Origin of the sequence: Croceicoccus sp. BE223, assembly GCF_031457155.1 — a bacterium.
Lineage (GTDB): Bacteria > Pseudomonadota > Alphaproteobacteria > Sphingomonadales > Sphingomonadaceae > Croceicoccus.
Map to the genome: position 1 here is coordinate 23,203 of NZ_JAVDWB010000008.1, position 19,789 is coordinate 42,991.

28 protein-coding genes are annotated in these 19,789 nt (G+C 66.7%); 19 read left to right on the forward strand and 9 right to left on the reverse strand.

The features are described from left to right. Window positions 1-81: 81 nt before the first annotated feature. Window positions 82-483: an RcnB family protein gene (locus J2X37_RS14580; protein ID WP_310022644.1), complete on the forward strand. Its 402-nt coding sequence runs from the start codon at window positions 82-84 to the stop codon at window positions 481-483. A gap of 40 nt (window positions 484-523) precedes the next feature. Here the strand turns inward: J2X37_RS14580 and J2X37_RS14585 are convergent, their stop codons facing one another. The 6 genes from J2X37_RS14585 to pspF all read right to left on the reverse strand — a co-directional run bounded on the left by J2X37_RS14585 (window position 524) and on the right by pspF (window position 8,056). Next, a complete protein-coding gene (locus J2X37_RS14585) occupies window positions 524-1,060 on the reverse strand; it encodes a DUF1697 domain-containing protein (RefSeq protein WP_310022646.1) in 537 nt (178 codons plus the stop codon). Between the two features lie 90 nt (window positions 1,061-1,150). Beyond that, a complete protein-coding gene (gene infB, locus J2X37_RS14590) occupies window positions 1,151-3,760 on the reverse strand; it encodes a translation initiation factor IF-2 (protein WP_310022649.1) in 2,610 nt (869 codons plus the stop codon). A 100-nt stretch (window positions 3,761-3,860) separates the two neighbouring features. Continuing rightward, entirely contained in the window at window positions 3,861-4,640 is a 780-nt protein-coding gene (locus J2X37_RS14595; RefSeq protein ID WP_310022652.1) for a DUF448 domain-containing protein, read from the reverse strand. Further along, the gene (gene nusA / locus J2X37_RS14600) at window positions 4,621-6,297 is read right to left on the reverse strand and encodes a transcription termination factor NusA (RefSeq protein WP_310022655.1); all 1,677 of its coding nucleotides are present in this window, start codon (window positions 6,295-6,297) and stop codon (window positions 4,621-4,623) included. Before nusA ends, J2X37_RS14595 begins: the two co-directional genes overlap by 20 nt. Window positions 6,298-6,299: 2 nt before the next feature. Continuing rightward, on the reverse strand, window positions 6,300-6,875 hold the full coding sequence (rimP, locus tag J2X37_RS14605) for a ribosome maturation protein RimP (protein ID WP_310022659.1): 576 nt from the start codon (window positions 6,873-6,875) through the stop codon (window positions 6,300-6,302). 155 nt (window positions 6,876-7,030) lie between these two features. Next, window positions 7,031-8,056: a phage shock protein operon transcriptional activator gene (pspF, locus tag J2X37_RS14610; protein ID WP_310022660.1), complete on the reverse strand. Its 1,026-nt coding sequence runs from the start codon at window positions 8,054-8,056 to the stop codon at window positions 7,031-7,033. A gap of 151 nt (window positions 8,057-8,207) precedes the next feature. Between pspF and J2X37_RS14615 the strand changes: the two genes are divergently transcribed. From J2X37_RS14615 to J2X37_RS14655, 9 genes are all read left to right on the forward strand, one after another. Beyond that, the gene (locus tag J2X37_RS14615) at window positions 8,208-8,366 is read left to right on the forward strand and encodes a hypothetical protein (protein WP_310022662.1); all 159 of its coding nucleotides are present in this window, start codon (window positions 8,208-8,210) and stop codon (window positions 8,364-8,366) included. Continuing rightward, window positions 8,363-9,292 (forward strand): phage shock protein PspA, encoded by a 930-nt coding sequence (gene pspA / locus J2X37_RS14620; protein ID WP_310022663.1) that lies wholly within the window; start codon window positions 8,363-8,365, stop codon window positions 9,290-9,292. Before J2X37_RS14615 ends, pspA begins: the two co-directional genes overlap by 4 nt. A 3-nt stretch (window positions 9,293-9,295) precedes the next feature. After that, window positions 9,296-9,586, forward strand: a complete 291-nt coding sequence (gene pspB, locus J2X37_RS14625) for an envelope stress response membrane protein PspB (protein ID WP_310022665.1) — start codon at window positions 9,296-9,298, stop codon at window positions 9,584-9,586. Then, window positions 9,583-9,957 (forward strand): envelope stress response membrane protein PspC, encoded by a 375-nt coding sequence (pspC, locus tag J2X37_RS14630; RefSeq protein ID WP_310022667.1) that lies wholly within the window; start codon window positions 9,583-9,585, stop codon window positions 9,955-9,957. Before pspB ends, pspC begins: the two co-directional genes overlap by 4 nt. Window positions 9,958-9,985: 28 nt before the next feature. Next, window positions 9,986-10,300, forward strand: a complete 315-nt coding sequence (locus J2X37_RS14635) for a hypothetical protein (protein WP_310022669.1) — start codon at window positions 9,986-9,988, stop codon at window positions 10,298-10,300. A gap of 11 nt (window positions 10,301-10,311) precedes the next feature. Further along, window positions 10,312-10,572 carry a hypothetical protein gene (locus tag J2X37_RS14640; RefSeq protein WP_310022671.1) on the forward strand — a complete coding sequence of 87 codons (261 nt, stop codon included), beginning with the start codon at window positions 10,312-10,314 and terminating at the stop codon, window positions 10,570-10,572. Between the two features lie 41 nt (window positions 10,573-10,613). Beyond that, window positions 10,614-10,871, forward strand: a complete 258-nt coding sequence (locus J2X37_RS14645) for a hypothetical protein (protein ID WP_310022673.1) — start codon at window positions 10,614-10,616, stop codon at window positions 10,869-10,871. A gap of 57 nt (window positions 10,872-10,928) precedes the next feature. After that, a complete protein-coding gene (locus tag J2X37_RS14650; protein WP_310022675.1) occupies window positions 10,929-11,351 on the forward strand; it encodes a SufE family protein in 423 nt (140 codons plus the stop codon). Window positions 11,352-11,568: 217 nt separating this feature from the next. Continuing rightward, a complete protein-coding gene (locus J2X37_RS14655) occupies window positions 11,569-11,790 on the forward strand; it encodes a hypothetical protein (RefSeq protein WP_310022677.1) in 222 nt (73 codons plus the stop codon). A 42-nt stretch (window positions 11,791-11,832) separates the two neighbouring features. Here the strand turns inward: J2X37_RS14655 and J2X37_RS14660 are convergent, their stop codons facing one another. Further along, window positions 11,833-12,381: a sterol desaturase family protein gene (locus tag J2X37_RS14660; protein WP_310022679.1), complete on the reverse strand. Its 549-nt coding sequence runs from the start codon at window positions 12,379-12,381 to the stop codon at window positions 11,833-11,835. A gap of 126 nt (window positions 12,382-12,507) precedes the next feature. On the opposite strand from J2X37_RS14660, the gene leuC reads away from it, so the two are divergent. The 9 genes from leuC (at window position 12,508) to J2X37_RS14705 (ending at window position 17,727) form a co-directional block, all read left to right on the forward strand. Next, window positions 12,508-13,935 (forward strand): 3-isopropylmalate dehydratase large subunit, encoded by a 1,428-nt coding sequence (gene leuC, locus J2X37_RS14665; RefSeq protein ID WP_310022681.1) that lies wholly within the window; start codon window positions 12,508-12,510, stop codon window positions 13,933-13,935. 1 nt (window position 13,936) lies between these two features. After that, complete coding sequence (locus J2X37_RS14670; protein WP_310022683.1) at window positions 13,937-14,344, forward strand: GFA family protein; 408 nt, start codon at window positions 13,937-13,939, stop codon at window positions 14,342-14,344. Next, window positions 14,341-14,862 (forward strand): DNA-deoxyinosine glycosylase, encoded by a 522-nt coding sequence (locus tag J2X37_RS14675; RefSeq protein ID WP_310022875.1) that lies wholly within the window; start codon window positions 14,341-14,343, stop codon window positions 14,860-14,862. Before J2X37_RS14670 ends, J2X37_RS14675 begins: the two co-directional genes overlap by 4 nt. Window positions 14,863-14,867: 5 nt before the next feature. After that, entirely contained in the window at window positions 14,868-15,023 is a 156-nt protein-coding gene (locus J2X37_RS14680) for an LPXTG cell wall anchor domain-containing protein (RefSeq protein WP_310022685.1), read from the forward strand. Window positions 15,024-15,100: 77 nt separating this feature from the next. Further along, entirely contained in the window at window positions 15,101-15,697 is a 597-nt protein-coding gene (gene leuD / locus J2X37_RS14685; protein ID WP_310022688.1) for a 3-isopropylmalate dehydratase small subunit, read from the forward strand. A gap of 29 nt (window positions 15,698-15,726) precedes the next feature. Next, on the forward strand, window positions 15,727-16,044 hold the full coding sequence (locus tag J2X37_RS14690) for a DUF1476 domain-containing protein (protein WP_310022690.1): 318 nt from the start codon (window positions 15,727-15,729) through the stop codon (window positions 16,042-16,044). 85 nt (window positions 16,045-16,129) lie between these two features. Beyond that, window positions 16,130-16,363, forward strand: coding sequence for a BolA family transcriptional regulator (locus J2X37_RS14695; RefSeq protein ID WP_310022693.1), 234 nt, complete (start codon window positions 16,130-16,132; stop codon window positions 16,361-16,363). A 33-nt stretch (window positions 16,364-16,396) separates the two neighbouring features. Beyond that, window positions 16,397-16,729: a Grx4 family monothiol glutaredoxin gene (gene grxD / locus J2X37_RS14700; protein ID WP_310022695.1), complete on the forward strand. Its 333-nt coding sequence runs from the start codon at window positions 16,397-16,399 to the stop codon at window positions 16,727-16,729. A 215-nt stretch (window positions 16,730-16,944) separates the two neighbouring features. Then, window positions 16,945-17,727: an NUDIX domain-containing protein gene (locus J2X37_RS14705; RefSeq protein WP_310022697.1), complete on the forward strand. Its 783-nt coding sequence runs from the start codon at window positions 16,945-16,947 to the stop codon at window positions 17,725-17,727. Between the two features lie 110 nt (window positions 17,728-17,837). Here the strand turns inward: J2X37_RS14705 and J2X37_RS14710 are convergent, their stop codons facing one another. Beyond that, entirely contained in the window at window positions 17,838-18,017 is a 180-nt protein-coding gene (locus J2X37_RS14710) for a hypothetical protein (RefSeq protein WP_310022699.1), read from the reverse strand. Window positions 18,018-18,073: 56 nt separating this feature from the next. Continuing rightward, on the reverse strand, window positions 18,074-19,672 hold the full coding sequence (locus tag J2X37_RS14715; RefSeq protein ID WP_310022701.1) for an isocitrate lyase: 1,599 nt from the start codon (window positions 19,670-19,672) through the stop codon (window positions 18,074-18,076). Between the last annotated feature and the right edge of the window lie 117 nt (window positions 19,673-19,789).

The window sequence follows — 19,789 nt, forward strand, 5'->3', positions numbered from 1 at the left end:
CAATCCGTCAGCGACCTGTCCGGCGCGTTGCACGTCTTGTCGCCGCGCGCTGCCCTGCAAGACCTCTTGGGACACGAACCGATGAAGAAACTGATCGCCATGGCCATCGCGGCCACCATGCTCACCCCGGCCGTCATGGCCGAACCCGCCGAAGCGCGCGACCGTTACGAGCGCAAGCACGACCGCTGGCACGACAAGCACGATCGGCACCACGGTCGTTACGACCGCTATTCCTATCGCGACCGGCGCGACCACTACCGCGCCGATCGCCGCCGCCTTTACGCACGTGACTGGCGGCGCGGTGAGCGGTTCGACCGGCGTTATGTCCGCTACTATCGCCCGGTCTACTACACCGATTACCGGCACAGCCTCTACGCCCCGCCGCGCGGCTATCGCTGGGTGCGGGCCGATGACGATGCGCTGCTGATCGGCATCACCAGCGGCATCGTCTCGGCCATCGTGTCGAACGCGTTCTATCGCTAGGAACAGGAAAGGGCGGCCCTGGCGGGTCGCCCTTCTTGGATCAGGTCATCTTCTCATAAATGCGCCGCAACGAAGTCATGTTGCGCGCGGTGGACCGCCGTTCCAGCCTGCGCTCCAGAAACGCCCCGGTCAGCCGCGACGGACCGACGCATTCGACGTAATCGACGTAAAGCTCCCCCTCGCCCAGCGCGATGCGCTCCGGCCCCCGGCCCTCGTAGGCGGCAAGCATCGCCGCGAACTTCGCGGGATCGGCAGGCGCGTCGAGGAAGAGGGTGTGCACCAGCCGGTCCTCGCCGTTGCCGAAGAACGGATTGTTCTCGAACGCTGCGCGTATCTCGTCCGCGTTGCGTACGGCGGCGAACGTGTCGAAGCCGAACCGGTCCCTGACGATCCAGGCCAGCATTTCCGAAAGCCCTTCCGAAGGACGCTCGTCGAACGAGAACAGCACGTTGCCGCTGGCGACGACGGTCTCGACATCCTCGAGCTCCTCCCGCTCCAGCGCATCGCGCAAGTCGGTCATCTTCAGACGGTTGCCGCCCACGTTCATGCTGGCGAAGAAGGCGCAGTAGCGGGGCATCGTCTCACCCTTTCAACGGTGTGCAACGCAAGCGGGGCGCCGGACAAATGCCCGGCGCCCCGCCAGTAGTCGACAGGAAGCGGCCAGCGATCAGAGAACGCGTTCGCGTTCCTCGACCTCGAAGACCTCGAGCTGGTCGCCCGGCTTGATGTCGTTCGTGTCGGCCAGCACCACGCCGCATTCGAGACCCGCGCGGACCTCGTCGACGTCGTCCTTGAAGCGGCGCAGCGACTGGATGGTCGTGGCCGAAACGATGACGTCGTTGCGGGTGAGACGGGCAAACAGACCCTTGCGGATCGTGCCCTCGACGACGAGCAGACCCGCCGCCTTGTCCTTCTTGCCGGCCGGGAAGACCTGCTTGACCTCGGCACGGCCAAGGACGTGCTCGATCTTTTCCGGACCCAGCTCGCCGGCCAGTTCCTTCGTGATCTCCTCGGTCAGGTGATAGATCACGTCGTGATACATCAGCCGGACCTTGTTCTTCTCCATCTGCTCGCGCGCCTTGGCGTTCGGGCGGACGTTGAAGCCGATGATCGGCGCGCCGCTGGCCGCGGCCAGCGTCACGTCGCTCTCGGTGATCGCACCCACGCCCGAATGGAGCACGCGGACCTTGATCTCGTCGTTCGAGATCTTGGCCAGCGCCGAATTGATCGCCTCGACCGAACCTTGCACGTCGCCCTTGATGACGACGGGGTATTCGATGACGCTGCTCTTCAGCGCCGAGAACATGTTCTCGAAGCTGGCCGGCGCCGACGTGGTGCGCTTCTCGTTCGCCTTTTCCGAACGATAGGCGGAAACCTCGCGCGCGCGCTGCTCGTTCTCGACCACGGACATCTGGTCGCCCGCATGCGGCACGCCGCCCAGGCCCAGAACCTCGACCGGCATCGACGGCCCGGCTTCCTTGATCTGGCGGCCCATGTCGTCGTGCAGCGCGCGGACGCGGCCGCTCTCGGTGCCGACGACGAAGATGTCGCCCCGCTTCAGCGTGCCGCGCGTCACCAGCACGGTGGCGAGCGGGCCCTTGCCCTTGTCGAGCTTGGCCTCGATCACGGTCGCCTCGGCCTGGCGGTCGGGGTTGGCCTTCAGCTCGAGGATTTCGGCCTGGAGCATGATGGCGTCGATCAGCTTGTCGAGACCGGTCTTGGCCTTGGCCGAAACCTCGACGTCCATGACATCGCCGCTCATCGCCTCGACCACGATCTCGTGCTCGAGCAGGCGTTCGCGGATCTTCTGCGGATTGGCCTCGGGCTTGTCGACCTTGTTGATCGCAACGATCATCGGCACGCCGGCGGCCTTGGTGTGGTTGATCGCCTCGATCGTCTGCGGCATCAGCCCGTCGTCGGCGGCGACCACCAGGATCACGATGTCGGTGACGTTGGCACCGCGCGCGCGCATCTCGGTGAAGGCTTCGTGGCCCGGGGTGTCGAGGAAGGTGATCTTCTGCTTGTCCTTCGTCGTCACCTGGTAGGCGCCGATGTGCTGCGTGATGCCGCCCGCTTCGCCGCGGGTCACGTCGGTGCCGCGCAGCGCGTCGAGCAGGCTGGTCTTGCCATGGTCGACGTGGCCCATGATGGTGACCACCGGCGGACGCGGCTGCAGCGTTTCCTCGGCATCGACATCCTCGGTCGTGTCGATGTCGACGTCGCTGTCCGACACGCGCTGGATGTTGTGGCCGAACTCCTCGACCAGCAGTTCGGCGGTGTCCTGGTCGATCGTCTGGTTGACGGTGACCATCATGCCCATCTTGAACAGCGCCTTCACCAGGTCGGCGCCCTTCTCGGCCATGCGCTGGGCGAGTTCCTGCACGGTGATCGCCTCGGGGACGATCACGTCGCGGACCTGCTTTTCGCGCGGCGCGCGCGAACCGCTGCCGCCGTGGATGCGGCGTTCCTTCTCGCGGGCACGCTTCAGCGCGGCAAGGCTGCGGGCGCGGCGGCCCTCGTCCTCGTTCAGCGCCTTGGTGACGGTCAGCTTGCCCTTTCGGCGATCCAGCGCGCCCTTGTCGCCGGCGCGATCGTCGGCGGGGGCACGCTTGTCGGCGGCGCGGGCGGGCTTCTTTTCCGCCGCGGCCGGAGCCGTGCGCTTGACTTCGGGGCGCTTGACCGGGGTGAAGCGACGCGGCGCGGGCGCTTCCTCGTCACCGCTCTCGTCAGCCGCACCCTCGCCGGCGGCCGGTTCGGCCTCCTCGGGCGCCTGCGGGGCGGACGCCTGGGGCGCGGGCTGCGGCTCGGCAACGCTCGCCGCGGGCACTTCGGCCGGGGCGGCGTCGGCCTGTTCGGCCTCCTGCTCGGCGGCCTTGCGATTTTCCTCGGCGCGGCGCTTCTCTTCCTCGAAGGCGCGCAGGCGCTGCTCTTCCTCGCGGCGGTTCGCTTCCTCCAGCGCGGCAAGGCGTGCTTCCTCGGCCTCGCGCAGCAGGCGGGCCTGCAGTTCCTGGCGAGTCTCCTGGCTGGCAGCGGGGCGAGGCGCGGGAGTCGGCACCGGCGGTGGCGCGACCTTGGCCGCCGGCGGCGGCGCGGGTTCGGCAGCCGGGGCGGGCGCGGCGGTCTCGCCCGGCTTCAGGATCTTGCGGCGACGCTTGACCTCGACCGCGACCTTGTTGGTGCGGCCGTGGCTGAAGGTCTGTTTGACCTCGCCCGCCTCCACAGAGCGCTTGAGTCCAAGCGGCTTGCGGGTCCGGGGGGTGTCGTCGGTATCGCTCATACGGTCAAAACGTCCTTCAAAAATTCGTCGTCTCGTCCCCGGCAGCGTGGCGTGCGGCAAAGCACGCGGTGCTGGGGCGGTGCCTCGGGCCTCGGTCGCGCTAGGCGGCCGTTCCGGTCAGGGGCGGATCCGTGCCATGTCCCTGGCCCGCAGTCGGTTCCGCGGGCCGGTCAGGGCCGAGAAAGTGCATCAATCGTGCCAGCTGCGCCGAAATGCGCGCCGCGGCGGCACGGTCGGTCACCGCGAGGTGAACGACATTGTCGCGGCCCAATGCCACAGACAGGGCGGCGCGGTCCAGTGGCAAGCGCAAACCCGCCATCCCCGTGCCTTCGGCATCCTCGCCGACTCGCCAGGCCTGGTCCAGCCGGCGCGACCCGTCCTCGCTGGCATCGGCGGCGTGGCCGAGCCACGCAACCTTGCCGGAACGGGCCTGTTCGGCGATGCGGTCCGAACCCGCGATCAGGTTGCCCGATCGCCATTCGATGCCGAGCCGGTCGGTTAACGCGCGGGTCAGCGCGGCCTGAGCCAGATCGGCAAGGTTGTCCGGCACGCGCAACGAATTGGTCCGGAAGCCGCGTGCCAGCGCACCCTTCAGATGGCCCTTCGCGACCGCAGCTTCAAGTTCCGCACGAGTCGAACCGAGCCACGCGCCGCGTCCGGGCGCCTTGGCATGGGCGTCGGGCAGGACCTGCCCTTCCGGCCCGACGGCCAGACGCAGCAGTTGTTCACGAGGGGCAGTGCGGCCCGAAAGCACGCAACGACGCTCCGGAGCACGCTTTGCAGCGCGCGCCGAGCCATCGTCGAAGCTGTCGGCCCCTTCGAGGGTGGCCGGATCAGCGGTAACCGGGCTTACCGGCGTATCATTGCGAGGATTCCGCATCGGCGGCCTCCTCGGCTGCGGGAGCGGTCTGCGCGACCTCGTCCCCGGCTACGTCCGCGGCTACGTCCTCGTCTTCGAACCAGTGGGCGCGGGCGGCCATGATGATCTCGTTGCCCTGCTCTTCGGACAGGCCGAATTCGCCCAGCACGCCGCCCTTGTCGCCTTCGCGCACGTTGCGCTTCAGCGGCGGGCCGTCGGTGGGGTTGCGGCGACGCGGCGCCTCGCGCTTCTTGGCGATCAGTTCGTCGGTGGCGAGATCGGCAAGATCGTCGAGCGTCTTGATGCCGCCCTTGCCCAGCACGACCAGCATTTCCTCGGTCAGGTGCGGGATCTCGGCGAGCGCATCCTCGACGCCGAGTTCGCGGCGCTGTTCGCGGAACGCGGATTCGCGCCGCTCCAGCGCCTCGATCGCGCGGCTCTGCAATTCCTCGGCGAGTTCCTCGTCGAAGCCTTCGATCCCGGCGAGTTCGTCCATCTCGACATAGGCAACCTCGTCCAGTTCGGTGAAGCCTTCGGCCACCAGCAGCTGCGACAGGGTTTCGTCGACGTCGAGCTCTTCCTCGAACATCTTCGAACGCTCGGCGAATTCCTTCTGCCGCTTCTCGCTCGATTCCTGCTCCGTCATGATGTCGATCTGGCTATCGGTCAGCTGCGAGGCGAGGCGCACGTTCTGGCCGCGGCGACCGATGGCGAGCGAAAGCTGGTCATCGGGCACGACGACCTCGATGCGGCCCTCTTCCTCGTCCAGTACGACGCGGCTGACCGTGGCCGGCTGCAGCGCGTTGACGATGAAGGTCGCGGTGTCTTCGCTCCACGGGATGATGTCGATCTTCTCGCCCTGCAGTTCCTGCACAACGGCCTGAACGCGGCTGCCCTTCATGCCGACGCAGGCCCCGACGGGGTCGATGCTCGAATCGTGGCTGATCACGCCGATCTTGGCGCGGCTGCCCGGATCGCGGGCGGCGGCCTTGATCTGGATGATGCCGTCGTAGATCTCGGGCACTTCCTGCGCGAACAGCTTCTTCATGAATTCGGGGTGGGCGCGGCTCAGGAAGATCTGCGGGCCGCGGTTCGACCGTTCGACCTTCATGATCCAGGCGCGGACACGCTCGCCGACGCGGGCGACTTCGCGCGGGATCTGCTGGTCGCGGCGGATGATGCCCTCGGCCCGGCCGAGGTTGACGATGACGTGGCCGAATTCGACCGACTTGATCACGCCGGTGATGATCTCACCGGCGCGGTCCTTGAATTCCTCGTACTGGCGCTCACGCTCGGCGTCGCGGACCTTCTGGAAGATCACCTGCTTGGCCGACTGCGCGTCGATACGGCCGAGGTCTACCGGCGGCAGCGGATCGACGATGTAGTCGCCGACGACCGCGCCCGCCTGCAGCTTCTGCGCCTGCTCGACCGAGACCTGCTTGAAGTAGTCCTCGACCTCTTCGACCACCTCGACCACGCGCCACAGGCGCAGGTCGCCGGTATTGGGGTCCAGCTTGGCGCGGATGTCGTTTTCCGCGCCGTAACGGTTGCGGGCGGACTTCTGGATCGCCTCTTCCATCGCCTCGATGACGATCGACTTGTCGATCATCTTCTCGTTCGCCACCGAATTGGCGATGGCGAGCAGTTCGGCGCGATTTGCGGAAATCGGGCTGGCCATTGTCAGTCTTCCTGTTCCTGAAGATCGTCTTCTGTTTCGATGATTTCGTCCGCGCCCGTGGTGTCGAGCGGGACGGTGGCCTTGATCAGCCTGTCGGTGAGGACGAGCTTGGCCGAATGGATGGCGGCGAAGGGCACTTCGACCCGGCCGTTCTTGCGGTCGTCGATCGCGACCATGTCATTCTCGATGCCCAGCAGGTCGCCGTGGAAGGTGCGGCGGTTGCCGGTCGGCGCCTCCGCGTCCTTGCCGAGGTTCACGCGAACCTCGTGCCCGGCCCAGTTGGCGAAGTCCTTCGCGCGGGTCAGCGGCCGGTCGATGCCGGGGCTGCTGACCTCGAGGCGGTAGGCGCCCTCGATCAGGTCGTCGCCCGCTTCCTCGCGCTTGTCCAGCGCGTCGGAGATGCGGCGCGACAGGGCCATGCACTGTTCGATCACCAGCTGTCCGGTAGCCGGGTTCTCGGCCATGACCTGCAGCGTGCGCTCGTCGTCCTGCCCGAACAGCTTCACGCGCACCAGGTCAAAGCCCAAAGCGGCGGCTTCGGCTTCTATCAGTTCGGTCGCGCGGGCGATATCGGTCATTCAGGCTCCAGTGTCTGCCCGGACAATGCATGCGGAAAATCGTGCCGGGGCGTGTCCGCTCCGGCCCGGCCTTGCTTGCGACAATGTCGGGATGAGTCGCCAATTAGGCGCATCGCACGCGATTTACAAGTGCGTTTGCGGCGGGCCGCTCCGCCTCAGCCTGCGGCAATCGCGTGCTTCTTCATGCAGTGACGCAACTGGTCGTATGACAGGCCGAGCGCGTCCGCGGTCTTGCGCTGGTTCCAGCGGTTGCGATCGAGCGCGGCCTCGACGATGGCCTTTTCGTGGCTGTCCACCGCAAGGCGCAAGTCGGTGACGGCGGCAAAGTCGAAGCCGCGCGCCGGGGCGGCAGACGCGGCGGAGGCCGGCGCGGGGCGGGCCGGGCGCGTCTGGGCCGCCCTCGGCGCCCAGGGGCTTTCGAAGGGATCGAACACGATCTCGCCGATCGGCAGGTCCCACATGTCCCAGCGGTAGACCGCCCGTTCGACCGCGTTGCGCAGTTCGCGCACGTTGCCCGGCCATTCGTGCGCCTCCAGCGCGTCCATCACGTCTTCGGAAAAGCCGGGCCATTCGGGCCATTGCAGTTCGGCCGCCATGCGCCGCCCGAAGAAATCGGCCAGCACGATGACGTCGCCGTCGCGGGCGCGCAGCGGCGGCAAGGTGATGACCTCGAAGCTCAGCCTGTCGAGCAGGTCGGGCCGGAACTTGCCGGCCTCGGCCATGGCGGGAAGATCCTCGTTGGTCGCGGCGACGATGCGCACGTCGACCCGGCGCGGGCGGGAAGAACCGATGCGCGTCACTTCCCCGTACTCGACCGCGCGCAAGAGGCGCTCCTGCGCCGCCATCGAAAGCGTGCCCAGCTCGTCGAGGAACAGCGTGCCGCGATCGGCTTCCTCGAAACGGCCTTCCCGCGCCTTGGTCGCGCCGGTGAAGGCCCCGGCTTCGTGCCCGAACAGCTCGGCCTCGATCAGGGTTTCGGGCAGGGCCGCGCAGTTCATCACCACCAGCGGCTCGCCCCAGCGGTCGGACAGGCGGTGGAGGCGTTCGGCGATCAGCTCCTTGCCGGTCCCGCGCTCTCCGATGACCAGCACCGGGCGCGACAGGGCGGCGGCGCGGCTGGCGCGTTCGACCGCGTCGAGGATCGACTGCGACTGGCCGACGAACTGGTTCTCGCGCTCCATTCCCAAGTTTTAGTGCATTTTCCCAAGTTCCGGCAATATGTTCGAGAAACGAAAGGCGCAATAACTGTCTATGCCATTGTTATAAAGGGATTTTTTGAAACTGGCACGCCCCTTGCTCTTCCGTGAACAAACCCGACTGGAGGATGATGAGATGTTCGACCGCCTGATGAAGCAGAGCCCGCTGGCATGGTCCTCGGTGGCCAGCCTGGCCGCGATGCTGGCGCTCAACGTCTTTGCGTTGAGCCAGCAGCTGCACGAGGCGCCGCGCTATGCCGCGCCCCTGATGATCGTCGAAGGATCGCTCGCATGACCGATCCCTTCGATCTCGAGCCCGAGCGGGACGAGGCGCGCCGCCGCAGCGCCCGCGTCGTCCATCGCGGCACGACCAGCCACGGCGAGGGATCGCGGATCGACGCCGAAGTCGCCCGCCTGCGCGACCCCCGCGCCGATGCGGTCCGCCCCCAATTCACGGACAATCGAACCACGGACGGGCGTCCCAGCGGTCGCCATGCCGACCGCCTGAAGGAACTCAGCCAGTATGGAGCGCCATTGATGGGCATCTTTTCCCGCACCCGCGACATCATCGCCGCCAACTTCGCCGACCTGATCGAAAAGGCGGAGGACCCGCACAAGATGATCCGCATGATCATCGTCGAGATGGAGGAGACGCTCGTCGAGGTCCGCGCCAGCGCTGCCCGCACCATCGCCGACCAGAAGGAAATGCAGCGCCACCAGCTTCGCCTGGAAAAGCTCCAGTCCGACTGGAGCGAGAAGGCCGAACTGGCGCTGTCGAAGGACCGCGAGGATCTCGCCCGTGCCGCCCTGCTCGAAAAGCGCAAGGCCGGCGATCTCGCCGCCAAGCTGAAAGCCGAGATCGACATGCTCGACGAAAGCCTGCGCACGTACGAGGCGGACATCTCGAAACTGCAGGGCCGGCTTCGCGAAGCGCGCAGCCGCCAGAGCCACATCGCCGCCCGCCTCGAAAGCGCCGAGAACCGCTACAAGCTGCGCTCGCTGCTGACGACCGAGCGGGTCGACGAGGCGATGGCCCGCTTCGACGAGCTTGAGCGCCAGGCCGACTATGCCGAGGGCCGCGCCGAGGCGATCAGCCTGCGCCAGGCCAAGGGCGAGCTGAGCCTTGCCGAACAGATCGACGCCCTCAACGGCGACGAAGGCATCGATGCCGAACTGGAAAACATGAAGCGCGCCCTGAAGGGCGATGCCAAGGAGGACTGATCCATGGAAGAAACACTGGCCATCCTGTGCGTGTTGATCGGCCTGCCGTGGCTGATCCTGCACTATGTCACGAAGTGGAAGTCGGCGCCGAAGCTGACCGACGGTGACGAACAGATGCTGGAGGAACTCTACCAGCTGGCCCGCCGGCTCGACGCCCGGATGGACACGGTGGAGCGCCTGGTTTCCGCCGACAGCCTCGACTTCGAAAAGCCGCGCCTGATCGCCGACAATGCCGAGGACAACGCCTCGCTCGCCGAGATCGAGCGCCGGCTCAAGGAAAGGACCGCACGATGAACACGCCCCGCACCCGCTTCTACCGCAACAAGGCGGACGGCAAGTTCATGGGCGTCTGCTCCGGCATTGCCGACTACACCGGGATCGACCCGCTGTGGATCCGCGTCGGCTTTGCCGTGGCGATGGTGTCGATGGGCTGGCCGATCCTGGTCTACCTCGCCATCGGCATCATGGCTCCGCCCAAGCCTGCCGAACTCTATGCCGACAAGCAGGAGGAGAAGTTCTGGCAGGGCGTGCGCCAGTCTCCCGCCCGTTCCGCCCGCGAAGTGCGCTCGCGCTTCAGGGACATCGACCGCCGCCTCGCCCGTGTCGAGGAATACTACGTCAGCAACAATCGCGCCCTGTCCGACGAGATCGAGCGGTTGCGCTGACCGACTGACGCACTTGGGGGACTGACCGATGTTCGATTTCCTGCCCTTCCTGATCCCGCTGGCGCCCTTTGCGATGGTCTCGTTCATCGTGTGGACCAAGCACCGCGCGAAGATGGCCGAGCTGCACCTCAACGCGACGGCCGAAAAGGCGGCGCAATACGCGCAGCACACCGGCCAGCTGGAAGAGCGCGTCCGCGTGCTCGAACGGATCGTCACCGCCAGCGGCTACGATCTCGCGACCCAGATCGAGGCGCTGCGCTACGAGGACAGCGAACGCCGCCTCGGCGCCCCGGTGCCGGGCGAACGCGCCGGCGAGCGCACCGGCGACAAGATCGCGCACTGAGGAACCCTGCCATGAGCTTCTGGACCGCCATCGTCACGATCGTCGCGATCGTCTTCTTCACCCAGATGGTCCGCGAACGGCGTGACTCGCGCCTCGCCCGCCGGGACGATGACGGCGAGGCCACACGGCGCACCGAGCGGGAGCGGCAGCTCGCGGACGAAGTCGCCGAATTGAAGGAGCGCATCAAGGTGCTCGAACGCATCGCCTACGACGATCGCAAGCGGGTCGGCGCGGCATCGCTCGCCGACGAGATCGAGAGCCTGCGCGACTGACCGGTCGCGGCCCCGCAATCCACGCCGAAAGGAGTCACTCCATGCCTGACTACCTTCCCTACGAAACGCTGACCATCGCCGCCGCGTCCCTGGCCGCGACCGGCATGGTCACCATGGCGGCGCTGCGCGGCTGGCAGGGCTGGCTGACGCTGAAGCTGCGCGAGCTGGAACGGCGCCCGGCAACGGCGGGCGCGGACAGCGCGCCGGCCGACGTACACCGTGCCGCCCGGATCGAGCTGGCCGACCTCAAGGAACGCGTCCGCCAGCTCGAGGCAATCGCCGCGGGCGTCGACCTCTGACCCGATCGGCAGGCCCAACGCTTGATCGCGGGCGCGCGCCCCGCTAGCGCGCTGGCCATGCGCACCATCGACGACATTGCCGAAGAGTACGAGTTCCTGGACGGCGACGAACGCTATCGCCTGCTGATCGAACTGGGCCGCGAACTGGACCCGATGCCCGACGCGCTGAAGACCGACGCCACGCAGGTCAGGGGCTGCTCGGCCTCGGTCTGGGTCTATCCCACCCGGCAGCAGGGCGATGGCGGCGACCGGCTGCATTTCCTGGCCGACAGCAACGCCGCGATCACCAAGGGGATCGTCGCGCTGGTCATCGCCGCCGTTCAGGACCGGCCACCCGCCGAAGTCGCCGGAACCGACATCGCGGCGCTGCTCGAACCCTTCGATCTCAGGAACCAGCTTTCGTCCAACCGGACCCAGGGCGTGCCCAACATGATCGCGCTGATTCGCGAAACCGCCGCACGCATCGCGGCAGGGGGCTGAAACCGGCGCGTCGCAGAAATTTTCCGCGCCGCACAATAACTTGTGAGCGTTATCAGCGGCCCAGCCGAGGGCCTTGCGAGCGGAAACGAGCGTGAAACCGGGCGACAGTCGCGCCGGTTTCTGCTAAATCCCTTTGGTCACGCGAATGAAAAGCAAGCCAACGGCCCTTCACCGGGCCAGCATTCGCGCATCATGACTGCCGGAGGAGAGCGGCGTTATGGAAGACTTCAACAGCCTGCTGCTGCAGGAACAGGTCGAACTGCTCAAGGCGCAGAGCGCGCCGACGCGTTCAGCCCGCAGCGCCCATCGCCGCGAAGCGATGGGCTATGCCCGCCAGATCGAGGCGCATGCCTTCCCTTATCGTTCCTTGGGCGATGACGGAAGCCGGCGGTTCGACCCGCGCATCTACGATTACCTGATCGAGGAAACGACCCACTAGGCGATCGGGACCATGCGGACTGGCCCCGCGCGCGCCTGCAGTTCAGTGTGCGCCAGGGCGGCTTTCTTCAGCGTTGAGCTGGCGCGAACGACGCAGGTCCGCCTCTCCGCGCCGCTTCTGCCGCATCAGTTCCTGCTTCAGCTTGTCGGGATGGCGCGCGATCACGAAACCGAAGCTGACCCCGCCGTGCCGCCCGTGCGTTACGTGATGAAGGTTGTGCGCCTGCACCACCCGCTTCAGGTAGCCGCGGCGCGGCACGTAACGGAACCAGCGCTGGTGGACGAGGCCGTCATGGATCAGCGTGTAGATCACGCCATAGACGAGAATGCCGATCCCGATCCAGGTCGCCGGCTCCCACGCATTGGCGCCCAGCACCAGCGGCGAGCCGACCGCGAACATCGAGATGCTCATCGCCGCGCCGACCAGGGCGTAGAGATCGTTCTTCTCGAAGAAACCGTCGTGCCGCTGGTGATGATCGCGGTGCCACCCCCAGCCGAAGCCGTGCATGATGTACTTGTGCGATGCCCAGGCGATGAATTCCATCGCGGCGACCGCGGCCAGCACCACCAGGATCTTTTCGACGAGCAGCATGCCTCCTGCGATTAGTCCGGTTTCCCGGGTGTTGCAATCGGCCCTTTCCGAACCGCGATCACCCGCCGGATCACCGCGCCTTCGATGCTTGCAATTCCGCCAGCCCGCGCGCAAATGCGCCCCATCATGGCCAACGAACCGCGCACTCTCTACGAGAAGATCTGGGACGCCCACGTCGTCGAACGGCGTGACGACGGCACCTGCCTCATCTACATCGACCGCCACCTCGTCCACGAGGTGACGAGCCCGCAGGCCTTCGACAGCCTGCGCGCTGCCGGTCGCAAGGTGCGTCGTCCCGACCTGACGCTCGCGGTGCCGGATCACAACCTGCCGACGACCGCCCGCCGCGACGCGAGCGGCAACCGCATTCCCATCGCCGACGAGCAGAGCGCACAGCAGCTTGCCGCATTGGAACGCAACGCCCCCGAATTCGGCATCCGCTACATCGGCGATGCCGACCGGGACCAGGGCATCGTTCACGTCGTCGGCCCGGAACAGGGCTTCTCGCTGCCCGGCGCCACGATCGTCTGCGGCGATTCGCACACCGCCGCGCATGGCGGCCTCGGCGCGCTGGCCTTCGGCATCGGCACCAGCGAGGTGGAGCACGTGCTCGCCACCCAGACGCTGCTGCTCAAGCAGTCGAAGACGATGGAAGTGCGCGTCGAAGGGCCGCTCGGCCCCGGCGTGACGCCGAAGGACGTGGTGCTGCACGTAATCGGTCTGATCGGCACCGCCGGCGGCACCGGCCACGTCATCGAATTTCGCGGCTCCACGTTCGAGGACATGAGCATCGAGGGGCGGATCACCGTCTGCAACATGGCGATCGAGGGCGGCGCGCGCGCCGGGCTTATCGCGCCGGACGAAAAGACCTTCGCCTACGTCAAAGGCCGCCCGATGGCGCCCAGGGGCGAGGACTGGGACAAGGCGCTCGCCTGGTGGCGGACGCTGCACACCGACCCGGGCGCGAAGTTCGACAAGTCGGTGCGCATCGACGCCGCCGAGATCGAACCCACCGTCACTTGGGGCACAAGCCCCGAGGATACCGTCGCCATCGGCGGCGTGGTGCCCGATCCGGCCAGCTTCGCCGACCCGTCGAAACAGCGGGCGGCGAAGGCCAGCCTCGACTACATGGGCCTGACCCCGGGAACCCGCATGGCCGACATCCCGGTGCAGAACGTGTTCATCGGTTCGTGCACCAACAGCCGGATCGAGGACTTGCGCGCCGCCGCCGCCGTGCTGCGCGGGCGCAAGAAGGCCGACAGCGTCACATGGGCGATCGTCGTGCCGGGTTCGGGCATCGTCAAGCAGCAGGCCGAGGACGAGGGACTGGACAAGGTGTTCATCGACGCCGGTCTCGAATGGCGCGAGCCGGGCTGTTCAGCCTGCCTCGGCATGAACCCGGACAAGGTGCCCGCAGGCGAGCGCTGCGCGTCGACCAGCAACCGCAACTTCGTCGGCCGGCAGGGGCCGGGTGCGCGCACCCACCTCGTCAGCCCCGCGATGGCGGCGGCGGCGGCGGTGACCGGGCGGCTGACCGACGTTCGCGAGTTGTGACGTGAAAGGGCATTGCGCCTGCGGACAGGTCCACGTCACGCTGACGCGCAAGCCCGATTACGTCAATTTCTGCAATTGCAGCCTGTGTCGCCCGATCGGCGGCGGCTGGGGCTATTTCGCCGCCGCCGAAGTGTCGATCACCGGCAAGACGGCAAGCTTCGGTCGAACCGACATCGAACGCTGGCTGACCACCCATTTCTGCCCCGGCTGCGGCGCGGCGGTCTGCTGGACTCCCCATGGCCCGAACGACCAGGACCGGATGGGCGTGAACATGCGGCTCTTCCCGCTGTCCGAACTCGAAGGCATCAAGGCCGTATGGTCCGACGGGCTGGGCAAGGGATCCGACGACGAGGATTCGCCGATCGCGCGGACCGGCGAAGGCGTCATGGGCGACGGCAAGGCCTTCTGAACCGCAAAGCCTCCTTCGCCCCGGTCATCGACCATCGCACCCGCGTCCTCGTGCTCGGCAGCCTGCCGGGCGAGGCCTCGCTGGCCGCCGGACGCTACTACGCGCATCCCCGCAACATGTTCTGGCACCTGATCGGTGCGGCCATCGGCGCCGACCTCGTTCCACTGGATTACGAGGCACGGCTTGCGGCCCTGCTCGCTTCGGGCGTCGGCCTGTGGGACACCGTCCGTTCGGGGCGGCGGCAAGGCAGCCTCGACAGCGCGCTGCGCGAGGTGGAGGACAACGACATCGCCGCCGTCATCGGACAGGCGCCGCGCCTGTCGGCCATCGCTTTCAACGGCGCGACCTCGGCGCGGATCGGGCGGCGGGTGCTGGGGCCGGACACGGGTCTCGACCTGCTCGACCTGCCCTCGAGCAGCCCGGCCCATGCCGCCATGCCCCTTGCGGAAAAGACACGTCGCTGGCTTGCGCTGCGGCCCTATCTGGATCAGGCCCGCAGCAACGCCGCAACGGAGTGACGAGAATGAGCGACGAAAAGGACTGGACCGGAAAGGCCGCGATGGCCGGGGCCGCGATCGGATCCGCCGCGCTGGCCGCCGCCCTGCTCTATGCCTCCCGCCGCAAGGAACGCGCCGCGGCCAGGCGCAAGCCCCCGGTCGAGCCGCCGGAAACCGACTGACGGCGAGCCGGGCGTTCATTCTGCAGATGCGAATTTTAATCGTTGAGGCCGGGGCGCGCGTGATCTAGGCGAAAGGCATGGAACCGATCCGCGAAATCGAAGGCCGCGCCATCCCCTTTGGCGCCAAGAACGTCGACACCGACGTCATCATCCCCTCCCACTGGCTGAAGACGATCAGCCGCGAAGGACTGGGCGAGGGCGCGTTCGAGGCGATCCGCAAGGATCCCGCCAACATCTTCGATTCCGAACGCTACAAGGGCGCGCCGATCCTGATCGCGGGCGACAACTTCGGCTGCGGGTCGAGCCGCGAACACGCGGCCTGGGCGCTGCTCGACATGGGCGTCAGGGCGGTGATCGCGCCGAGCTTTTCCGACATCTTTTCCGGCAATGCCTTCAAGAACGGCATCCTGACCGTCGTGCTGCCGCAGGAACAGGTTGACCGCCTGCTCGAAGTGGCGGAGAGCGAGGATATCGCCATCGACCTCGAACAGCAGTCGGTGACGACCCCGTTCCAGGATCGCTTCGCTTTCGAGATCGACCCTTTCCGCAAGCACTGCCTGCTGGAAGGTCTCGACGAGATCGGCCTGACCCTGGCGCGCGATGCCGAGATCGCGGGCTACGAAGCGAAGGCCGAAGCCGACCTGCCGTTCCTGTCCGGCCGCCGCGCCGCCTGACCCATTTCAGCGAAAGGATCTTTTGCGCCATGACCAACTTCAATGATCGCGAGCGTGCCGAAGAAGCCAAGTTCGCCATGGACGAGGACACCCGGTTCCGCATCCATGCCCGCCGCAACCGCCTGCTCGGCGAATGGGCTGCGGCCAGGATGGGCCTGTCCGAGGCCGAGACCGAGGCCTATCGCAAGGCGGTGGTTCAGGCGGACTTCGAGGAATCGGGCGACGAGGACGTGATCCGCAAGGTGCTGGGCGACATGACCGCCGCGGGCATCGAGATCGACGACGCCACGGTCCGCGCGGCGATGGATGAAAAGGAGGTCGAGGCACGCCGCCAGCTGATGGGCTGAATGCGGCGCCGGACCGCCAGGTTCGCGACTGTCAATATTTCCGACACCGGCCCCGATCCACGGGCCGCACAAGGGGCATGATGCGATGGCGATGCAGGCCGACGAGATCGAGGCGATGATCCGCGCCGCGATTCCCGATGCAGTGGTCGAGATCACCGACCTGGCCGGCGACGGCGATCATTACGCCGCGCGCGTCACCTCCGCCAGCTTTGCCGGCAAGAGCCGCGTCGCCCAGCACAAGGCGGTGTACGACGCGCTCGGCGGCCGCATGGGCGGCCAGCTCCACGCCTTGCAACTGACGACCGCGGTTCCCAATTGAGAACCGACATTGGAATTACCGGGATTTGATCGCATGGCCGACGTAAACGACCGCATCGCCGAAATCATCAAGGCTGACGACGTCGTGCTCTTCATGAAGGGCACGCCGCTTTTTCCGCAATGCGGCTTCTCCAGCAAGGCGGTGGCGATCCTCGACCACCTCGGCGTCGCCTTCGGTTCGGTGGACGTCCTTCAGGACATGGAAGTGCGCCAGGGGATCAAGGCGTTCTCCGACTGGCCGACCATCCCCCAGCTCTACGTGAAGGGCGAGTTCGTGGGCGGCAGCGACATCATGATGGAGATGTTCGAGGCCGGCGAACTGCAACAGCTCATGGCCGAAAAGCAGGTCGCCAAGGCGGAGCAGTAACACTGCCGCCTCCGGTGCCGTTTGGCGGGACTGTCGGAGACCAGGACGACAGCCCCGCGATCGGGCGGATGCGTTCGGGTGATATGAGAGCCATAGCACGATGCGTGCCAATCCCGATTTATTTCTAAAAATCAGTACTTTATGCGCGATCGTGCATGCAGACCGCGCGACGAGTGTCAGGAATGCCGACACCGCGGTTTCCTTTGGGACGGGCCGTGGCTGACGATACGTCCCTCGCCTCGGCCATGCCCGCCGCCAGCCTGATCGTCTTCCGGCGCGGGCCTGATGCACCCGAACTGCTGATGGTGCGCCGATCGGACAGGCTCGTCTTTGGCGGCGGCGCCACGGTCTTCCCCGGCGGACGGGTCGATCCGGGCGACCACCACCTCGCGCGCGATCTGCCCGGCGATCCCGACTGGAACGCCGCGCGCGTCGCCTGCATCCGCGAAACGCTCGAGGAAACCGGCCTGCTGCTCGGCGTGACCGGGCGGGTGGAATTATCGGTCGCGGAACGGCTACGCGCCGCGCTGCATGCGGGCGAGACGTTCGGCGAATGCCTGCGCGCGTACGACCTGGCGCTCGATCTCGAACGACTGGTCCCCTTCGCTCGCTGGTACCCGCCCGAACGGGTCGTGCGGCGTTTCGACACCCGCTTCCTGCTGACCGACATCGGCACCGGCGCGGTGTCGCTTTCGGCCGACGGCAGCGAAACGGCAGCCCAGTTCTGGGCATCGGCGCCCCGGTTGCTGGCCATGGGCGATGAAGGCGCCTTGCGCCTGATGTTCCCGACCAGGGCCAACATCACCCGCATCGCCCGGCTCGGGTCGTTCGACGCGGCGCGCGAAGACAGCCTGAGGCGCGGCGTGGCCCCCGTCACCGGCAAGGTGATGGAGCGGGACGGTCAGCGCTGGCTCACGGTGAGCGACGGGGGCGGCTACGACGGCTATGCCGAGCCGCTCGAGACCGCTCTTCGCGGCGAGGGTGCCGGGAAAGACTGAACCCAAGCGCGAAAAAAAGCGCGGAGACCATGACGGTCCCCGCGCGTTCAAGTTGTCGCGACCCTCTCCCTCAAGCGGGCCGCGAGTGGTATTTCGTCCTGCCTTGTCCTTCAGCCGGCGCGGCCGAGGCGATGCAGCAGGTTGGCGTAACGGGTCGCTTCCGCCGGGTCCTCGCAGGTCCGGGCATAGTGGGCAACCGCCGTCTTCAGCATCGGGAAGTCCGCGTTGCTGAAGATCGCGCGGGGCCGCTGGGCCGGTTCGTTCGGGCGGGTTTCGTCTTCGGTGCTCATGTCCGTGCTCCTTTAATCCATCGCCGCCCGTGGACGGCCTGTCTATTGTGCTACCATCAGGCTGCGGCGAACTGGTTCATCGTATTGGCAGCGCCGCCGGCCTTCAACGCGGCTTCGCCGGCAAAGTATTCCTTGTGGTCGTCACCGATGTCGCTGCCTGACATGTTCTGGTGCTTCACGCAGGCGATACCCTGGCGGATTTCCTCGCGCTGGACGTTCTTGACGTAGCCCAGCATGCCGTCGTCGCCGAAATAGCGCTTGGCGAGATTGTCGGTGCTAAGCGCCGCGGTGTGGTACGTCGGCAGCGTGATCAGGTGGTGGAAGATCCCCGCCTGGGCCGCTGCATCGCGCTGGAAGGTGCGGATGCGCTCGTCGGCCTCGGCGGCCAGTTCCGAACCGTCGTAATCGACGCTCATCAGCTTCGCCCGGTCATAGCCCGACACGTCCTTGCCCGCTTCGGCCCAGGCATCGAAGACCTGCTGGCGGAAGTTCAGCGTCCAGTTGAAGCTGGGCGAGTTGTTGTAGACCAGCTTCGCGTTCGGAATGACTTCGCGGATGCGGTCGACCATGCCGCCGATCTGGCCGATGTGCGGCTTCTCGGTTTCGATCCACAACAGGTCCGCGCCGTTCTGCAGCGAGGTGATGCAGTCGAGCACGCAGCGATCCTCGCCCGTTCCCGAACGGAACTGGAACAGGTTCGAAGGCAAGCGCTTGGGACGCAGCAGCTTGCCGTCGCGGCTGATCAGGACGTCGCCGTTGCCCAGGTTGGCGGCATCGACCTCGTCGCAGTCGAGGAACGCGTTGTACTGGTCGCCGAGGTCCCCCGGCTCCTTGCTGAAGGCGATCTGCTTGGTGAGGCCTGCGCCGAGCGAGTCGGTGCGGGCGACGATGATGCCGTCCTCGACACCCATCTCGAGGAAGGCGTAGCGGATGGCGCGGATCTTCTGCAGGAAGTCCTCGTGCGGGACAGTGACCTTGCCGTCCTGGTGGCCGCACTGCTTCTCGTCGGAGACCTGGTTCTCGATCTGCAGGGCGCAGGCGCCCGCCTCGATCATCTTCTTGGCGAGAAGATAGGTCGCCTCCGGGTTGCCGAAGCCGGCGTCGATGTCGGCGATGATCGGAACGACATGCGTTTCGAAATTGTCGATCGCGTTCTCCAGCCGCCTGGCCTCGACCTCGTCGCCGCGCTCGCGCGCCGCATCGAGATCGCGGAACATCATGCCCAGTTCGCGGGCGTCGGCCTGCTTGAGGAAGGTGTAAAGCTCCTCGATCAGCGCCGGAACGCTCGTCTTCTCGTGCATCGACTGATCGGGCAGCGGGCCGAATTCGGAACGCAGCGCTGCGATCATCCAGCCCGACAGGTAGAGGTACTTGCCCTTGGTCGTGCCGAAGTGCTTCTTGATCGAGATCAGCTTCTGCTGCCCGATGAAGCCGTGCCAGCAACCCAGCGACTGGGTGTAGGCGGCGGGATCCGCGTCGTAGGCCGCCATGTCGCGGCGCATGATCTTCGCGGTGTACTTCGCGATGTCGAGGCCGGTCTTGAAGCGGTTCTGCAACTGCATGCGGGCGGCGCTCTCGGCGTCGATCGCGCTCCACGGCGCGCCGTTGGCGGCGATGGCATCCTGCAGCGAAGCGATGTTCTGCTGGTAGGTCATGACAAATCCCTCACGATTCGAAATTGGGTCGATCTGATGGATCGGTTATGGCTGCCGATGCTGCGCTGCGGAATGCGTTGCGGTGTCTTGTTGTCAAACTTTACAAATCAGCCTTGT

What these genes read in the sequence shown, in the direction of transcription:
- J2X37_RS14580 (WP_310022644.1), top strand. Translation starts at nt 82, where the DNA reads ATGAAGAAACTGATCGCCATGGCCATCGCGGCCACCATGCTCACCCCG.
- J2X37_RS14585 (WP_310022646.1), bottom strand. Translation starts at nt 1,060, where the DNA reads ATGCCCCGCTACTGCGCCTTCTTCGCCAGCATGAACGTGGGCGGCAAC.
- infB (WP_310022649.1), bottom strand. Translation starts at nt 3,760, where the DNA reads ATGAGCGATACCGACGACACCCCCCGGACCCGCAAGCCGCTTGGACTC.
- J2X37_RS14595 (WP_310022652.1), bottom strand. Translation starts at nt 4,640, where the DNA reads ATGCGGAATCCTCGCAATGATACGCCGGTAAGCCCGGTTACCGCTGAT.
- nusA (WP_310022655.1), bottom strand. Translation starts at nt 6,297, where the DNA reads ATGGCCAGCCCGATTTCCGCAAATCGCGCCGAACTGCTCGCCATCGCC.
- rimP (WP_310022659.1), bottom strand. Translation starts at nt 6,875, where the DNA reads ATGACCGATATCGCCCGCGCGACCGAACTGATAGAAGCCGAAGCCGCC.
- pspF (WP_310022660.1), bottom strand. Translation starts at nt 8,056, where the DNA reads ATGGAGCGCGAGAACCAGTTCGTCGGCCAGTCGCAGTCGATCCTCGAC.
- J2X37_RS14615 (WP_310022662.1), top strand. Translation starts at nt 8,208, where the DNA reads ATGTTCGACCGCCTGATGAAGCAGAGCCCGCTGGCATGGTCCTCGGTG.
- pspA (WP_310022663.1), top strand. Translation starts at nt 8,363, where the DNA reads ATGACCGATCCCTTCGATCTCGAGCCCGAGCGGGACGAGGCGCGCCGC.
- pspB (WP_310022665.1), top strand. Translation starts at nt 9,296, where the DNA reads ATGGAAGAAACACTGGCCATCCTGTGCGTGTTGATCGGCCTGCCGTGG.
- pspC (WP_310022667.1), top strand. Translation starts at nt 9,583, where the DNA reads ATGAACACGCCCCGCACCCGCTTCTACCGCAACAAGGCGGACGGCAAG.
- J2X37_RS14635 (WP_310022669.1), top strand. Translation starts at nt 9,986, where the DNA reads ATGTTCGATTTCCTGCCCTTCCTGATCCCGCTGGCGCCCTTTGCGATG.
- J2X37_RS14640 (WP_310022671.1), top strand. Translation starts at nt 10,312, where the DNA reads ATGAGCTTCTGGACCGCCATCGTCACGATCGTCGCGATCGTCTTCTTC.
- J2X37_RS14645 (WP_310022673.1), top strand. Translation starts at nt 10,614, where the DNA reads ATGCCTGACTACCTTCCCTACGAAACGCTGACCATCGCCGCCGCGTCC.
- J2X37_RS14650 (WP_310022675.1), top strand. Translation starts at nt 10,929, where the DNA reads ATGCGCACCATCGACGACATTGCCGAAGAGTACGAGTTCCTGGACGGC.
- J2X37_RS14655 (WP_310022677.1), top strand. Translation starts at nt 11,569, where the DNA reads ATGGAAGACTTCAACAGCCTGCTGCTGCAGGAACAGGTCGAACTGCTC.
- J2X37_RS14660 (WP_310022679.1), bottom strand. Translation starts at nt 12,381, where the DNA reads ATGCTGCTCGTCGAAAAGATCCTGGTGGTGCTGGCCGCGGTCGCCGCG.
- leuC (WP_310022681.1), top strand. Translation starts at nt 12,508, where the DNA reads ATGGCCAACGAACCGCGCACTCTCTACGAGAAGATCTGGGACGCCCAC.
- J2X37_RS14680 (WP_310022685.1), top strand. Translation starts at nt 14,868, where the DNA reads ATGAGCGACGAAAAGGACTGGACCGGAAAGGCCGCGATGGCCGGGGCC.
- leuD (WP_310022688.1), top strand. Translation starts at nt 15,101, where the DNA reads ATGGAACCGATCCGCGAAATCGAAGGCCGCGCCATCCCCTTTGGCGCC.
- J2X37_RS14690 (WP_310022690.1), top strand. Translation starts at nt 15,727, where the DNA reads ATGACCAACTTCAATGATCGCGAGCGTGCCGAAGAAGCCAAGTTCGCC.
- J2X37_RS14695 (WP_310022693.1), top strand. Translation starts at nt 16,130, where the DNA reads ATGGCGATGCAGGCCGACGAGATCGAGGCGATGATCCGCGCCGCGATT.
- grxD (WP_310022695.1), top strand. Translation starts at nt 16,397, where the DNA reads ATGGCCGACGTAAACGACCGCATCGCCGAAATCATCAAGGCTGACGAC.
- J2X37_RS14710 (WP_310022699.1), bottom strand. Translation starts at nt 18,017, where the DNA reads ATGAGCACCGAAGACGAAACCCGCCCGAACGAACCGGCCCAGCGGCCC.
- J2X37_RS14715 (WP_310022701.1), bottom strand. Translation starts at nt 19,672, where the DNA reads ATGACCTACCAGCAGAACATCGCTTCGCTGCAGGATGCCATCGCCGCC.